The organism is Pseudomonas moorei (assembly GCF_008801475.1).
GTDB classification, from domain to species: Bacteria; Pseudomonadota; Gammaproteobacteria; order Pseudomonadales; family Pseudomonadaceae; genus Aquipseudomonas; species Aquipseudomonas moorei.
Genome location: NZ_VZPP01000002.1, coordinates 528,420 through 544,086, shown reverse-complemented (window position 1 = coordinate 544,086; position 15,667 = coordinate 528,420). Strand labels below are relative to the sequence as shown.

The following is a 15,667-nucleotide window of genomic DNA, read 5'->3' as shown; positions in this document are numbered from 1 at the left end:
CCCGCCAGCTGATGGCGCTAATGGGCTGAAAGGCCTTTTTTCGTCTGTTGCCCGCACAAAAAACAAACGCCCCGAACAAGTCGGGGCGTTTGTTGGGCTGGCCTTCAGTGTGTTTTCACACAGTCTGCGAAGGTCCCGATCCATTGCAGGAGCAAGCTCGCTCCTACTGTTTTTTGTCCGGGTTACTGGCCCGGAATGTCCTTGCGCAGTTTCACCGGGTCACGCTGCTGTTTCTTTCTTGCAATCGCAGTGCGCATCTTGATGTTGATCGCTTCCACCGCCAGCGAGAACGCCATGGCGAAGTAGACGTAGCCTTTTGGCACGTGCACGTCGAAGGATTCGGCAATCAGCACCGTACCGACCACCAACAGGAACGACAGCGCCAGCATCTTCAGCGAAGGGTGCTTGTCGATGAACTCGCTGATGGTGCCGGAAGCCCACATCATCACCAATACGGCCACGATGATGGCCGCGACCATGACCGGTACGTGGGAGACCATGCCGACCGCGGTGATTACCGAGTCCAGGGAGAACACGATGTCAATGATCGCAATCTGGATGATGGTGTAGAGGAAATTGCCGCCCGCGCCACTCGGCTCGTCGTTGGTTTCGTCTTCGCCTTCCAGCGCGTGGTACATCTCCTGCGAGCTTTTCCACAGCAGGAACAGGCCACCGAAGAACAGGATCAGGTCTCGCCCGGAAATACCCTGGCCGAACACGACGAACAGGTCGGCGGTGAGGCGCATGACCCAGGTGATCGACAGCAACAACAGAATCCGCGTGACCATGGCCAGCGCCAGCCCGAAAATCCGGGTGCGCGCCTGCATGTGTTTGGGCATGCGGCTGACCAGGATCGAAATCATGATGATGTTATCGATACCCAGGACGATTTCCAGGGCGGTCAGGGTAAAGAAGGCAACCCAGATCTCAGGGTTGGTCAGCCATTCCATGTGTATTCCTTTGAGCGAGTGTTAAACCACGAAGGGTCCGGGCTTCAAACCACAAAGCCTGGACCCGGAGTGGTGAGTCTTGGGCTTATAGCGTGCTGAACAGCGGGAAAATCCCCATCAGCACTGCGGCAACCAGTATGCACATGCACACCAGCACTGCCCATTTCAGGGTGAAGCGCTGATGGTCACCGAAATCGATACCGGCCAGGGCCACCAACAGGTAGGTCGATGGTACCAGCGGGCTCAGCAAGTGGACGGGCTGACCGACGATCGAGGCACGTGCCATTTCCACTGCGGTAATACCGTAGTGGCTGGCGGCTTCGGCAAGTACCGGTAACACGCCGTAATAAAACGCATCGTTCGACATGAAGAACGTGAACGGCATGCTCACCAGCGCCGTGATCACGGCCAGGTAAGGGCCGAGGAAATCAGGGATCACTGCCAACAGGCTTTTCGACATGGCATCCACCATACCGGTGCCCGACAGGATGCCGGTGAAAATACCGGCGGCGAAGATCAGGCCGACCACCGCCAGAACGCTGCCGGCGTGGGCCGCGACACGATCTTTCTGCTGTTGCAGGCACGGATAGTTGACGATCATCGCAATACTGAACGCCACCATGAACAGCACGGGCAGCGGCAGCAGACCAGCGATCAGGGTGCACATCAACGCCAGGGTCAGGGCACCGTTGAACCAGATCAGGTTCGGACGACGGGCATCCGGGAACTGCGAAACACTGATTACGCTGTGGTCGACTTCATCGCCAACCAGATGCAGCTCACCCAGACGCGCCCGCTCACGCTTGCCGTAGAAGTAGGCAATGACGAGGATCGCCAGCACACCGACAGCCATCGCCGGAATCATCGGCACGAAGATCGCCGACGGATCCACATGCAATGCACTGGCCGCGCGAGCGGTCGGGCCACCCCACGGGGTCATGTTCATCACGCCACCGGCGAGGATGATCAGGCCGGCCATGATCCGCGGGCTCATGCCGATACGGCTGTAGAGCGGCAGCATGGCGGCCACGCAAATCATATAAGTGGTCGCGCCGTCACCATCGAGGGAGACGACGAGCGCCAGTACGGCGGTGCCGACCGAAACTTTCAACGGGTCGCCCTTGACCAGCTTGAGGATCTTGCGCACGGCCGGGTCGAACAGACCCGAGTCGATCATCAGGGCGAAGTAAAGAATGGCGAACATCAGCATCACGCCGGTCGGCGCAAGCTTGGTAATGCCTTCGAGCATCATCGGGCCGATTTTCGGGGCAAAGCCGCCGAACAGGGCGAAGACGATCGGGATGATGATCAGGGCGATCAGCGCGGACAGGCGCTTGGTCATGATCAGGAACATGAACGTGATGACCATGGCGAAGCCAAGGAAAGTCAGCATGGGAATACTCCAGGCGTAGCGCGGCTAGGGAAAGGGCGGATCGGGCGGGATCAGCGCAGAATGGCAAGCACGAGGCGTACGGACGGAGTTGGAGCGAAGCGGCGGATAGAAGAGGACATCAGGATCACCATTGTTGTTGTTAAATGGGCCGGGCGAGCAATCGAACACTCGTGTTGGCCAACCGGTCTGTTGCCGGCAGTGAGGGCGATCCTAATCGGGGAAGCTTTCAGCCAGCTTTCGCCGAGGAAAGCTTTGACCGGATGCATAACCGGTCGTCGGACGCTATCTGGACCGACAACCGCTTGCCGAGGCTGCATCTGGACGAACATTTGCCGGGCGAGCCTGAAGAACGCATCTGTTCAAAAAATAGACAGATCCAGTGGGCGAATCGCGCCCATCCAGATGGCGTGCTCGCTGTGGTCCAGCAGATCGTCGCCGGTGTCCGGGTGCAGGAACACCACCAGACCCTTGCGGTTGAGCGCCAGCCACGGCAACACATCGCCGATGAGCTCAGGTCCGAAGGCCAGCTGGCAACTCCAGTCCGGATGCGGGCCGACCGGGCGTTCGTGGACGCGGCCCATCTTCAGCGGAAACAATTGTGCTGCCTGTTCACACAACGCCCGAGCCTGATCGATGGTGTTGGCATCGAAGTAAACATGGGCGTGATAGCCCTTGATCCGTTGCATTTGAATCCCTCCAAAACCCGGTCGAACCCTCACCGTTTCCCACAGGTCACACGCCATATACGCAGAAAACAACGGAGCCCGGCCATGAAAAATGCCGAAACACCAGTGGTGAAAGTGGTGCTTTATGGTGCCATGAGTAGCCTCGGCAGCGCGCTGATGGCTGAAATGTTGCGCCGCCAACATGAAGTGATCGCCATTCTCGATGACCTGACGGCACTCGCGCCACGTCCGGGCTTGCGCACCAAGACGGGCGACCTGTTTGACGCCGATCGGGTCAAGCAAAGCGTAGCGGGCAGCTCAGCCGTCATCTGCTTGTTGGACGCGCCAGGATTACCCTTCAACAGCGAATATGTAGAAAAGACCATCGTACCGGGCCCCGTCGAGCAGGTGCTGGCGGTGGATGCGTTAATCGATGGTATGCGGGCGGCGGGCGTTGCACGGTTGTTTCTGGTGGGCGACTTCGAGGTGCTGGACGATCCCGAGATTGACGACGGCCTGCAACGTCACGCGGCCGAAGAAATACGCGAAGCGCTGCAAAGCAGTGCATTGCAGTGGACACTGGTAAACGCCCCGCGGGGCGTGCCCGGACTGACCATCGAACATTTCAGTCAGGTCAGCAGCAGCCTGGAGCCAGGTCTGGCAGAGCCATTGAAACGTCTGACCCGGACTGCCGTGGGAATCGCCGATGAATTGCGTTTAAACCTGCACATCGGCGAGCACGTCAACTTCATCGCGACTGAACCCTAAACCGCAATTGAGGGCAGGGCCAGACCGTTGAGCGATTGCGCACTGCTGGCCTGCTCGGCCATCAACCAGTCGACAAACTGTTGAATCAATGCGCCGCGCCGCTTGCGTTGCGGCAGGACCACGTAATAGCCCAGCCGGGATATCACCGTCTCGGCGATGGGGCGGCACAACAGACCTTGCGCCAGCAAGTTATCCACAAGGTGGCGCCAGCCGATGGCCACGCCCTGACCGCCAATCGCGGCCTGGATCAGCAGGGTGTAGTTGTCGAAGCGCAACTGGCCAGGCGCCGGGGGAGAGGTGATGCCCAATGCGCGAAACACGCCGCTCCAATCAAACCAGTGGCTGCTGTTCTCACCGCGAAGGTGCAACAACGGAAACTCCAGCAGCGCCTGGGCGGGCAAGGGCAGGGGACGCTCACTCAGCAACTGCGGGCTGCACACCGGGAAAACTTCCTCACTGAACAGCCAATGGCTTTCGCCCTGTTTGAAGCGGCCATCCCCGAACAGCACCGCCACGTCGATATCGGTACGTACCATGTTATGGCTGCGCTCACTGGTCACCAGGCTGACGTCCACCTGCGGATGGGCGGCGTGAAAGCGGTGCAGGCGCGGCATCAGCCAGTACGCCGCGAATGCGAAATCAGTCGCGACTTGCAGCACCTCATGCTGTTGTTGTGCACTGATAGCGCTTAATCCTGCATCTATTTGCTGCAAACCGAGCTGAACTTGCTCGAAAAGAATCATCCCGGCCTCGGTCAGTTCGATCCCGCGATAAATGCGATCGAACAGGCGTGTCGCCAGTTGTTCTTCCAACCGTTTGATCTGCTGACTGATGGCCGGTTGCGTGGTGCCGAGTTCAACAGCGGCGGCAGTGAAACTGCGTTGGCGGGCCGCGGACTCGAATGCGCGAAGCAAGTCCAGGGACAGGTCACCCAGGGCGTCATACATAAGCTGTGCTTATCCTAGTCATTGCCGTACAGGGGCTTTACCGCAATTCGCATGGGTTACATGCTCGATCGCAGCACTCTCGCATAAACATCCACTATGGAATGCCGCGATCACATGAAGCGCAAGAACATTCTTTTCATCATGGCCGATCAGATGGCCGCGCCAATGTTGCCGTTCTACGGTCCTTCGCCGATCAAACTGCCTAATCTCAGCCGCCTCGCCGCCCAAGGCGTGGTATTCGACGCCGCGTACTGCAACAGCCCTCTGTGCGCGCCTTCGCGCTTTACCCTGGTCAGCGGTCAGTTGCCGAGCAAGATTGGCGCCTACGACAACGCAGCGGATTTCCCGGCCGACGTACCGACCTATGCCCACTATCTGCGTCGCCTCGGCTACCGCACCGCGCTGTCGGGCAAGATGCATTTCTGCGGCCCGGACCAATTGCACGGCTATGAAGAACGTCTGACCAGCGATATCTATCCAGCCGACTACGGCTGGGCAGTGAATTGGGACGAGCCGGATGTGCGCCCGTCCTGGTATCACAACATGTCTTCGGTGCTGCAAGCCGGACCCTGCGTACGCACCAATCAACTCGATTTTGACGAAGAAGTGGTGTTCAAGGCCCAGCAGTATTTGTTCGATCACATCCGCGAAGACGGCGACCGGCCGTTCTGCCTGACCGTTTCGATGACTCACCCCCATGATCCGTACACCATTCCCAAGGCATTCTGGGATCTGTACGACGATGCCGATATCCCGTTGCCTGCGACGCCGGATCAACACGAGCTCGATCCGCATTCGCAACGCTTGCTCAAGGTCTACGACCTGTGGGACAAGCCGCTGCCTGTGGATAAGATCCGCGACGCCCGCCGCGCCTATTTCGGCGCGTGCAGCTATATCGATAGCAACGTCGGCAAACTCCTGCAAACACTCGAAGATACCGGGCTCATCGATGACACCATCATCGTGTTCTCTGGCGACCACGGCGACATGCTCGGTGAGCGTGGCCTCTGGTACAAAATGCACTGGTATGAAATGGCGGCTCGCGTGCCCCTGTTGATAAGTGCCCCGGGGCAATTCGGCGCCGGTCGGGTCAGCGCCTCAGTGTCCACTGCCGACCTGCTGCCGACCTTCGTCGAACTGGCGGGCGGTTCGCTGGAACCGGGCTTGCCGCTCGATGGCCGTTCACTGGTTCCGCACCTGCAAGGGCAGGGCGGTCACGACGAAGTGTTCGGCGAGTACATGGCCGAAGGCACCATCAGCCCGTTGATGATGATTCGCCGCGGCGCCTACAAATTCATCTACAGCGAAGACGACCCTTGCCTACTCTTCGATGTGCACAATGACCCGCACGAACTGGAAGAACTCAGCCAGTCTCCGCAACATCGCCTGCTGTTCGACGATTTTCTCGCCGAAGCGCGGGCCCGATGGGACATCCCCGCGATCCACCAACAGGTGCTCGCGAGCCAGAGACGCCGGCGTTTCGTCGCCGATGCGCTGACCATCGGCAAGCTGAAGAGCTGGGATCACCAGCCGCTGGTGGACGCCAGTCAGCAGTACATGCGCAACCACATCGACCTTGATGATCTGGAGCGTAAAGCACGTTATCCACAACCCTGCCAAAATCAATAATGTTAAGGGGAAGTCCATGCAAAGGTTATCCACAATACTGACGGTCGGGCTCCTGGCTCTGGGCAGCACTTCGGCGTTTGCCGATCAGAGCTGCGATACGGTGAAAATGGCCGATCCCGGCTGGAGCGACATCGCCGCGACCAACGCCATCACCGGGTTTCTGCTGGACGGCATGGGCTACAAGGCCAAGGTCGACACCCTGGCGGTGCCGATCACCTATGGCGGGCTAAAGGATGGCCAGGTCGATGTGTTCCTGGGTAACTGGATGCCGGCGCAGCAGGGCTTCTACGACAAATTCGTCGCCACCGGCGATGTCACGCAACTGTCGAAGAACCTCGATGGCACGGAATTCACCCTCGCCGTCCCGGACTACGTGTGGGATGCGGGTGTGCATAACTTTGCCGACCTGAACAAGTTCGCCGACAAGTTCGACAAGAAGATCTACGGCATCGGCTCCGGCGCGCCCGCGAATGCCTCGTTGCAGGAAATCATCAAGAAGAACGACTTCGACATGGGTCAGTGGAAACTGGTCGAATCCAGCGAACAGGCGATGCTCGCCGAAGTGTCTCGCGCCGTGAAAAAACAGAAGTTCGTGACCTTCCTCGGCTGGACCCCGCACCCGATGAACGTGCAGCTGAAAATGCATTACCTCAAGGGCGGCGAGAAGTATTTCGGCGATACCGGCAGCGTCCACACTCTGACCCGCAAAGGTTATGCACAGGCCTGTCCGAACGTTGGCAAGCTGCTGACCAACCTGAGTTTCACCCAGGAGATGGAAAACAGCATCATGGCCGAGGTGGTGAACAAGAAAATCAGCAATGCCGACGCGGCCAAGGCATGGATCAAGGCCAACCCGGCGGTGCTGGACAAGTGGCTCGATGGCGTGAAGACCGTGGATGGCAAGGATGCGTTGCCGGCGGTGAAAGCCAGGCTCTGATAATGACCTGTGGCGAGGGAGCTTGCTCCCGCTGGAGCGCGTAGCGCTCCCCGTCCGGTCAACTCGGTGAATCTGTCTTATCGAGTCGTCCGGGCTTGCGTCTGCTACGCAGCCGAGCGGGAGCAAGCTCCCTCGCCACAGAAATAGCCCTGCCACAATTTCGTTGTCGTCCTGCTACCCTTGCGAAAATCCCCAACCGAGAGGACCCATGGCCCTTCCCAGTCGCCATTCACTCTTTCCCTTCCTCACCTGGTTACCCCGGCAAACCCGCGCCAGCGTTGGTCGTGATCTGATTGTCGGGCTCAGTGGCGCCATCCTCGCGCTGCCGCAATCCATCGCCTACGCGCTGATTGCCGGCCTGCCACCGGAATATGGCCTGTACGCGGCGATCATCCCGGTGCTGATTGCTTGTTTGTGGGGTTCGTCGTGGCATTTGATCTGTGGTCCTACGGCGGCCATCTCCATTGTCCTGTACGCCAGCGTCAGTCCTCTGGCCGTTCCCGCGACGCAGGACTACGTCACCTTGATCCTGTTGCTGACGTTCCTGGCCGGGGTTTTCCAGTGGCTGCTGGGTTTGTTGCGGTTTGGCGCACTGGTGAATTTCGTCTCTCACTCTGTGGTGCTGGGCTTCACGCTAGGCGCGGCCGTGGTGATTGCCGTCGGCCAGTTGCCCAATCTGCTGGGGCTGGACTTGCCGAGCCAGGCCACTGCCCTGGACAGCTTCATCAATTTATTCAGGCATCTCGACAAGGTGGATAAACCATCTCTGGCACTGGGCCTGGCCACCGTCGTGATCGGCGCGATCCTGAAACTGTTGTTGCCGCGCTGGCCGACCCTGTTGATCACGCTGATGCTGGGCGCGCTGCTGGTTTGGCTCTGGCCAGCAATGTTCGGTCATGTGCAACTGGTCAGCGCCTTCACTGGAAAGTTACCGCCGTTCAGCCCGTTGCCGCTGGACCTCGACCTGATCCTGCGCCTGCTGCCCAGTGCCGTGGCCGTGGGCATGCTCGGGCTGGTGACCAGCCTGTCGATTGCCCGCTCGCTGTCCGCACGGTCACAGCAGTTGCTCGATGCCAATCAGGAAGTTCGCGCCCAAGGCTTATCCAACATCATCGGTGCGTTCTTTTCCGGATCGCTGTCAGCCGGCTCCTTTACCCGCTCAGGGCTGAGCTATGAAGCCGGCGCCTGCTCACCGTTGGCGGGGGTATTTTCGGCGTTGTGGGTGGCACTGTTCGCGATCTTCGGCGCCAGCCTGATCGCACACATTCCAATCCCGGCCATGGCCGGCAGCATCCTGTTGATCGCCTGGGGATTGGTCGACCATCGCGGCATTCGCGCCTTGCTGCGGGTCAGCCATGCCGAATTCGTGGTGATGGCCCTGACTTGCGTCGCGACCTTGCTGCTGGAATTGCAGACGGCCATCTATGCCGGCGTGCTGGCGTCGCTGTTCTTCTACCTCAAACGCACCTCACAACCGCGGGTACAACATATACGCAATGGCGATGAGGACATTCTGCGGGTCGGCGGTTCGATCTTTTTCGGCGCCAGCCACTACCTGCAAGTGCGCCTGCAACTGATGCACGGTGCGCGGGTGGTGATCGAGGCGCAGCAGATCAACTTCATCGACTATTCGGGCGTGGAAATGCTGCATCAGGAAGCGCGCCGACTGCTGCGCCAGAATCGCAGCCTGACCCTGCGCCAGGCTCGGCCGCAGGTGGTGGAAGAGTTACGCAAGCTCGAAGGCGCGGAGAAATGCCCGATTCGGTTTGAAGACTGAAACACCGCACGGGAAATACACTGAACCCTGTGGCGAGGGAGCAAGCTCCCTCGCCACAAAGGCCTAGAGGGCCAACTGCCGGCGCAACTCGGCCAGCACCGGCGCCGTATCCGGGCGCACGCCGCGCCACAGGAAAAAAGCCTCAGCCGCCTGTTCGGCGAGCATGCCCAAGCCATCCATCGCCACTGCGGCACCGTGTTCGCTGGCCCAACGGCAGAACGAGGTTGGTTCCTTGCCGTACATCATGTCGTAGCACACCGTTTTGCCCGGCTCGATCAGGCTGGCGGCGATCGGCGGGACTTCGCCCGAGAGGCTGGCGGACGTCGCGTTGATGATCAGGTCCACCGACTCCTGCAACCAGTCATAACCGCTGGCCGATACCGGGCCCAGGTCGCAGAACAGCTCCGCCAGCAACTCGGCCTTGTCCACTGTGCGGTTGGCGATGATCACCGACGCCGGTTGCTCCGCCAACAAAGGCTCCAATGCACCGCGCACCGCGCCGCCAGCACCAAGCAGCAGGATGCGTTTGCCCTTGAGGCTGAACCCGGCATTGACTGTCAGGTCGCGCACCAGGCCGGCACCGTCAGTGTTATCGCCCAGCAGAGTGCCATCGGCCAGTTTGCTCAGGGTATTCACCGCCCCGGCCCGTTGGGCCCGCGCCGTCAGGCTGTCGGCGAGACGAAAGGCCTCTTCCTTGAACGGCACAGTGACATTCGCCCCACGACCTTCGAGGAAAAACGCCCGGGCACAGCCGGAAAAATCGTCGAGCGGCGCCAGCGAAGTGCTGTAGTCGAGTTTCTGGGCGGTCTGCTCGGCAAACAAGCGATGGATCAGCGGCGACTTGCTGTGACCAATCGGGTTGCCGAATACGACGTAACGGTCCATCAGGATTCCTCGTTCAGGCCTTGGCCAACCAATCGCGGTCTTGCAGGAAGTATTCGGTCAGGCGCGCTTCTTCGCTGCCCGGTTCGGCCTTCCAGTCATAACCCCAGCGCACTTGCGGCGGCAGGGACATGAGGATCGACTCGGTACGCCCGCCCGATTGCAGGCCGAACAAGGTGCCACGGTCGTAAACCAGGTTGAACTCGACATAACGCCCACGGCGGAACTCCTGGAATTCGCGCTGTTTGGCGGTGAACGCATCGTTTTTGCGGCGTTGCACGATCGGCAGATAAGCCTCGATATAGGCATCGCCGATGGCGCGCATGAAGGCGAAACTGGTGTCGAAGTCCCACTCGTTCAGGTCATCGAAAAACAGGCCGCCGATGCCCCGTGGCTCGTGGCGATGCTTGATGTGGAAGTAGCTGTCGCACCAGGCCTTGTAGCGCGAATAGACATCCGGACCGAACGGCGCGCAGGCCTGCTCGGCGATACGATGCCAGTGCACGCAGTCTTCTTCATTGCCGTAGTAAGGGGTCAGGTCGAAGCCGCCGCCGAACCACCAGACCGGCTCTTCGCCTTCTTTTTCGGCGATGAAAAAGCGCACGTTGGCGTGGGAAGTTGGCACATGCGGGTTGTGCGGGTGAATCACCAGGGACACGCCCAGGCCTTCGAAACCACGCCCGGCCAGTTCCGGCCGATGGGCACTGGCGGACGGTGGCAGACCGCTGCCGAAGACGTGGGAAAAATTGACGCCGCCCTTTTCGATCACCGCGCCGTTTTCGATCACCCGCGTACGTCCACCGCCACCGGCGGGCCGGGTCCAGGCGTCTTCGACGAAGCGCGTGCCACCGTCTTCGGCTTCCAGGGCAGCGCAAATGCGGTCTTGCAGGTCGAGCAGGTAGGCTTTTACGGCCTCGGTGCGGGTAGTCATGGCATCACCTTGGATCGGGCAAAGCTACGCGGCGCTCCATTGGAGCTCAGCCGGCGCAAATGGGCGCGTAGCATACCACCGCCGATGCGCTCGTCGCAGTTGACGAAGATCAAGCTTAGGAGTCCGATAGGACGCTTTGGTAGAAACGATCTCAGGAGAGTGCAGATGGCAAAGCGTATCCAGTTCCGTGCCCACGGTGGCCCCGAAGTGCTCGAGTATGTGGATTACCAACCCGCCGAGCCCGGCCCGCAGCAGGTCCGCGTGAGCAACAAGGCCATCGGCCTGAACTTCATCGATACCTATTACCGCAGCGGCCTCTATTCGCCACCATCCCTGCCATCGGGTGTGGGTGCCGAAGGGGCGGGCGTGGTCGAGGCGGTCGGCAGCGAAGTCACCCGATTCAAGGTCGGTGATCGCGTGGCCTATGGCAGCGGGCCATTGGGTGCCTACAGTGACGTGCATGTATTGCCTGCGGCCAACCTGGTGCATCTGCCGGACGCCATCAGCTTCGAACAAGCCGCCGGGGTCATGCTCAAAGGCCTGACCGTGCAATACCTGTTGCGTCAGACCTACGAACTCAAGGGCGGCGAAACCATCTTGTTCCACGCGGCGGCCGGTGGCGTGGGTTCACTGGCTTGCCAATGGGCCAAAGCACTGGGTGTGAAGTTGATTGGCACTGTGAGTTCAGCGGAGAAAGCCGCGCTGGCCAAGGCCAACGGCGCCTGGGCGACCATTGACTACAGCCATGAAAACGTCACGCAGCGCGTACTGGAATTGACTGACGGCAAAAAGGTCCCGGTGGTGTATGACGGCGTCGGCAAGGACACCTGGCTGACTTCGCTCGACAGCGTGGCGCCCCGGGGGCTGGTGGTGAGTTTCGGCAATGCGTCCGGTGCGGTGGACGGGGTGAACCTGGGGATTCTGGCGGCGAAGGGTTCGCTGTACGTGACCCGCCCCACACTGGCGACCTACGCCAACAACGCCGAAAACCTGCAGAAAATGGCCGATGAACTGTTCGAGATGATCATCAGCGGCAAGCTGAAGGTCGATATCAGCCAGCGTTACCCACTGGCTGAAGCGGCGAAGGCACAGACCGAGTTGTCGGCGCGGCGCACAACGGGGTCAGTGGTGTTGTTGCCTTAACAATTTCAGCGCCTGCTCGGCCTCATCGCGGGCAAGCCCGCTCCCACAAGGACTGGCTGTGAACACATATTTTGTGAACACCAGAATCCACTGTGGTAACGGGCTTGCCCGCGATTGGGGTCACCCTCGGCCTTAACCTGCGCGCATCACCTGGCCGGTTGCCAGATCACGAATCACGCTCGGGTTCTTGCGCCCTCCCAGATTCCCGCCCAGCACCAGATCAAGCTGCCCCCGGAAATACTGCTCCACGCGAATCCGCGTGCGCGCCGCCGGCCGGCCCTGAGGGTTGGCGGACGTCGACACCAGCGGCCCGACCAACGAGCACAAGTCCCGCACCAGCGGGTGATCGCTGACCCGCAGGGCCACGGTTTCATGCACGCCGGTAATCCACTGCGGCAACATGTTCTGATGCGGCACCAGCCAGGTGTTCGGCCCCGGCCAGGTGCTGGCCATGCGATCCATCCACAGCTCAGGGAAGTCGTCGAAGAGGAAGTCGAACTGACGGATATTGTCGGCGACCAGAATCAGGCCTTTATCCACAGACCGGCCCTTGAGCAGCAACAGCCGCTCCACGGCCTCTTCGTCCCACGGGTCGCAACCCAGACCCCAGACAGCTTCGGTTGGGTAGGCAATCACCGCCCCGGCGCGAATTGCTTGCGCGGCTTGTTGCACACGCCAACTGTTGACCATGAAAAACACTCCAGAATAAGGCTCTGCGCAGTTTACCGATCTTGTTTATAAAACCTAGCTCACCCGTGCAAACCAGCGGCCGTTTTCGCAGACTGCGCGGCCCTCCATCTCCAGCTCCGTCAACGCCCCCAGCACTTTGGGCAAGGCCCAGCCGCTGGCATCGGCCAGCGCTTCACTGGAGAGCGGGGCGGCGTGAAGCAGGGTCAGCAATGGGTGGGGCGCCGCCATCTCGGGCGCTTCTGTGGAAAACGGCAGCTGCTGCCAGCCGCGCAAGGCTTCGAGAATATGCTCGATGGTTTCCACCAGCACGGCGCCGTCGCGGATCAGCTGATGGCAACCGCGGGCGCCGGGGTGATGGATCGATCCCGGAATCGCATACACCTCGCGCCCCTGTTCCGCCGCCAGCCTCGCGGTGATCAACGAACCGCTGGCAACGCTGGCCTCCACCACCAGCACACCGAGGGACAAACCGCTGATGATCCGATTGCGTCGCGGGAAGTTGCTGGCGGTCGGTCCGGCGTCTAGCGGGAACTCCGAAAGTACCGCGCTACCCGAGGCGATCATCTTGTCGGCCAGTCGTCGATTGCGCTGTGGATAAAATTTTTCAAGACCCGTGCCAAGTACCCCGACCGTTTGCCCGCCAATGTCCAAAGCCGCCTGATGAGCGGCCGCGTCGATGCCCAGGGCCAGACCGCTGGTAATGACAAACCCGGCGCCGGCCAGGCTGCGGGAAAAAGCCGCGGCGGTGTCCATGCCCGGCCGTGACGCACGCCGACTGCCCACCATCGCCAACTGAGGTTTTTCCAGAATGCCGGGGTCGCCAGCGACAAATAACAGCGGCGGCGCATCGCTGATTTGCGCCAGCAGTGAAGGGTAGTCGGGTTGGTCCCACATCAGTAAATGCTGGCCAGGACGCTCTAGCCAAGCCAAAGCGTGGCTGGCGCCATCGCGGATTTCAGCGCATCGCCTGGCCTCGGAACAGGCCAGCGGCAAACCCAGCGCACGCCAGGCACTGGCGGGTGCGCTGATGGCTTTGGACGCCGAACCGAACGCCTCCAGCAGTTTCTTGAAACGCGCCGGACCCAATTCAGGTAGACGGTGCAGACGTAAACGAGCTTCCAGTTCCGCAGGGGAAACCGGTGTAGAGGCAGGCATCGACATGGATCATCCTTGATCGTTATGAGCACCCGTACAAACGGGAATAAGCTGTGGATAACTCTGTTGGTAACTTGTGAAGCACGCTTACGGATTTCGTACCTTGTCCATCACCGCCAGCGAGCGCGATGCCTTGAGTACCAGCCCGTAGCTGAGCTTGTCGTAGGTGCGGAAGACCATCAGCAGTCCGGCGCGCTCATCGGGGATTTTCAGCGGCTGGCCGGTGATCCGGTCACGCACGGTTTCACCGGTCTTCATCACTTCCAGGACATTGCCTTCGGTCAGCCCATCGCGTTGGCCCTTGTTCAGGGTGACCACGTCGAGCGCGCCGATCTGGGTGACACCGCGCGGCACATCGATGATCAGGCCGTTGATTTCGTTTTTGGGGGCACTGGGCATGAAGGTCGAATTGATCGGGCGTTCCTCACCGCTGAACAAACGATCACCGAGGCGCACCTCCTGGGTCGTGTGTTGCAGCGCCAGCGTGGCGACGTCGCCTTCAATGGCGAGGACTTCGCCGCTGCCGATGTCATCGGCGTTGATCCCCAGAAACGCCTGGGTCAGCGGATCGGTGTAGACCTTGCCCTGGCGGAAGATGCCGTAGACCGGCTGCGCCGGGTCGAATTGGCCGCGAGCAAAGATGCGATCGCCAACGCCGCTGAGCACCCGCTCGGCGTCCCCGGCCACGATGTAGGGTGCCTGGTCGAAATCCTCGACCTTGTCGACGATACGGTTGCTCAGCAGAAAGCTGTTGATCGACTTCAGTGGGATGCTCGGAATGGCCTCTGCGACCGGGCTGCTGCGCACCCGTGGCGAAAGCTTGATGGTGCCTCGGGAAGGACCGCGATCGAGGGTCAACCGTGGCTGGCCGTCTACGTAGACGAGCGATAGCAAGTCGCCGGGATAAATCAGATCGGGATTTTCGATCCGGGGATTGGCCTGCCAGAGCTCGGGCCACTGCCATGGCTCACGGAGGAATTTTGCCGAGATATCCCAGAGCGTGTCCCCTGCAACCACTGTGTATTGCTGTGGAAAACCTTCCCTGAGCTGCACTTGCCCATGCGCCCAACCTGCCGAGGCCAGAAGGAGCAAGGCGAGTAGTGATTTCCTCATGCGGTGAATCCCTTTATTATGTGCGTTCGCGTGAAACGCCAGAGCCGTCAGTGGCTCGCTCCCGGCTTGCTTATGAAAAGAAGGGAGCTACGTTTTACATAGATAGCCTGCATCTTCTGACTCGCCAGGCCATCGACCCGACCTTACTTCACACGTGCAGTCATCAAGCTTATGGCCATTTTAAACATCCTCGAATTCCCTGATCCGCGCCTGCGCACTATCGCCAAACCAGTGGCCGTAGTGGACGACGAAGTGCGTCAGTTGGTCGATGACATGTTTGAAACAATGTATGAAGCACCGGGCATCGGCCTCGCCGCGACCCAGGTCAACGTGCACAAACGTATCGTCGTGATGGACCTCTCCGAAGATCGCACCGAACCGCGCGTGTTCATCAACCCTGAGCTCGAGCCCCTGACCGACGACATGGGTCAGTATCAGGAAGGCTGCCTATCGGTGCCGGGCTTCTACGAAAACGTCGATCGTCCGCAACGAGTCAAGGTCAAGGCCCTGGACCGCGACGGCCAACCTTACGAACTGATCGCCGAAGAACTGCTCGCGGTGTGCATCCAGCACGAATGCGACCACCTGAACGGCAAATTGTTCGTTGACTACCTGTCGACGCTCAAACGCGACCGGATCAAGAAGAAACTGGAAAAGCTCCACCGCCAGAACGCTTGATGCCCTCCT

The 15,667-nt window shown here is 60.3% G+C and carries 15 protein-coding genes; 6 read left to right on the top strand and 9 right to left on the bottom strand.

All coding sequences use genetic code 11. The annotated features are described in order from the left end of the window. Positions 1–182: 182 nt before the first annotated feature. The 3 genes from F7R06_RS05425 to F7R06_RS05415 form a co-directional block, all read right to left on the bottom strand. Positions 183–950, bottom strand: coding sequence for a TerC family protein (locus tag F7R06_RS05425; protein WP_090327027.1), 768 nt, complete (start codon positions 948–950; stop codon positions 183–185). Between the two features lie 85 nt (positions 951–1,035). Further along, the gene (locus tag F7R06_RS05420) at positions 1,036–2,343 is read right to left on the bottom strand and encodes a CitMHS family transporter (protein WP_090327025.1); all 1,308 of its coding nucleotides are present in this window, start codon (positions 2,341–2,343) and stop codon (positions 1,036–1,038) included. 359 nt (positions 2,344–2,702) lie between these two features. After that, complete coding sequence (locus F7R06_RS05415) at positions 2,703–3,029, bottom strand: DOPA 4,5-dioxygenase family protein (RefSeq protein ID WP_090327022.1); 327 nt, start codon at positions 3,027–3,029, stop codon at positions 2,703–2,705. Positions 3,030–3,113: 84 nt separating this feature from the next. Here F7R06_RS05415 and F7R06_RS05410 point away from each other — a divergent pair, with 84 nt between their 5' ends. Further along, positions 3,114–3,776: an NAD(P)-dependent oxidoreductase gene (locus tag F7R06_RS05410; protein WP_090327020.1), complete on the top strand. Its 663-nt coding sequence runs from the start codon at positions 3,114–3,116 to the stop codon at positions 3,774–3,776. Here the strand turns inward: F7R06_RS05410 and F7R06_RS05405 are convergent. Next, positions 3,773–4,723 carry a choline sulfate utilization transcriptional regulator gene (locus F7R06_RS05405; RefSeq protein WP_090327017.1) on the bottom strand — a complete coding sequence of 317 codons (951 nt, stop codon included), beginning with the start codon at positions 4,721–4,723 and terminating at the stop codon, positions 3,773–3,775. The genes F7R06_RS05410 and F7R06_RS05405 overlap by 4 nt on opposite strands. Before the next feature lie 114 nt (positions 4,724–4,837). Here F7R06_RS05405 and betC point away from each other — a divergent pair, with 114 nt between their 5' ends. The 3 genes from betC (at position 4,838) to F7R06_RS05390 (ending at position 9,066) form a co-directional block, all read left to right on the top strand. Then, complete coding sequence (betC, locus tag F7R06_RS05400; protein WP_090327015.1) at positions 4,838–6,352, top strand: choline-sulfatase; 1,515 nt, start codon at positions 4,838–4,840, stop codon at positions 6,350–6,352. A 16-nt stretch (positions 6,353–6,368) separates the two neighbouring features. Next, complete coding sequence (choX, locus tag F7R06_RS05395) at positions 6,369–7,289, top strand: choline ABC transporter substrate-binding protein (protein WP_090327012.1); 921 nt, start codon at positions 6,369–6,371, stop codon at positions 7,287–7,289. A gap of 208 nt (positions 7,290–7,497) precedes the next feature. Further along, positions 7,498–9,066 (top strand): SulP family inorganic anion transporter, encoded by a 1,569-nt coding sequence (locus F7R06_RS05390; protein ID WP_090327009.1) that lies wholly within the window; start codon positions 7,498–7,500, stop codon positions 9,064–9,066. A gap of 63 nt (positions 9,067–9,129) precedes the next feature. Here the strand turns inward: F7R06_RS05390 and aroE are convergent, their stop codons facing one another. Both aroE and hemF read right to left on the bottom strand, forming a co-directional pair. Next, the gene (gene aroE, locus F7R06_RS05385) at positions 9,130–9,951 is read right to left on the bottom strand and encodes a shikimate dehydrogenase (RefSeq protein WP_090327007.1); all 822 of its coding nucleotides are present in this window, start codon (positions 9,949–9,951) and stop codon (positions 9,130–9,132) included. Positions 9,952–9,964: 13 nt separating this feature from the next. Further along, complete coding sequence (gene hemF / locus F7R06_RS05380; RefSeq protein WP_090327004.1) at positions 9,965–10,879, bottom strand: oxygen-dependent coproporphyrinogen oxidase; 915 nt, start codon at positions 10,877–10,879, stop codon at positions 9,965–9,967. A 165-nt stretch (positions 10,880–11,044) separates the two neighbouring features. Here hemF and F7R06_RS05375 point away from each other — a divergent pair, with 165 nt between their 5' ends. Continuing rightward, on the top strand, positions 11,045–12,022 hold the full coding sequence (locus F7R06_RS05375; RefSeq protein WP_090327002.1) for an NADPH:quinone reductase: 978 nt from the start codon (positions 11,045–11,047) through the stop codon (positions 12,020–12,022). A 132-nt stretch (positions 12,023–12,154) separates the two neighbouring features. On the opposite strand, the gene tsaC is transcribed toward F7R06_RS05375, so the two are convergent. The 3 genes from tsaC to F7R06_RS05360 all read right to left on the bottom strand — a co-directional run bounded on the left by tsaC (position 12,155) and on the right by F7R06_RS05360 (position 14,980). Next, positions 12,155–12,712 carry an L-threonylcarbamoyladenylate synthase type 1 TsaC gene (gene tsaC, locus F7R06_RS05370; protein ID WP_090326999.1) on the bottom strand — a complete coding sequence of 186 codons (558 nt, stop codon included), beginning with the start codon at positions 12,710–12,712 and terminating at the stop codon, positions 12,155–12,157. A gap of 54 nt (positions 12,713–12,766) precedes the next feature. Next, a complete protein-coding gene (dprA, locus tag F7R06_RS05365; RefSeq protein WP_090326997.1) occupies positions 12,767–13,873 on the bottom strand; it encodes a DNA-processing protein DprA in 1,107 nt (368 codons plus the stop codon). Between the two features lie 81 nt (positions 13,874–13,954). Further along, positions 13,955–14,980 (bottom strand): LysM peptidoglycan-binding domain-containing protein, encoded by a 1,026-nt coding sequence (locus tag F7R06_RS05360; protein WP_090326995.1) that lies wholly within the window; start codon positions 14,978–14,980, stop codon positions 13,955–13,957. A 171-nt stretch (positions 14,981–15,151) separates the two neighbouring features. On the opposite strand from F7R06_RS05360, the gene def reads away from it, so the two are divergent. Continuing rightward, complete coding sequence (def, locus tag F7R06_RS05355; RefSeq protein ID WP_090326993.1) at positions 15,152–15,658, top strand: peptide deformylase; 507 nt, start codon at positions 15,152–15,154, stop codon at positions 15,656–15,658. Positions 15,659–15,667: the final 9 nt, after the last annotated feature.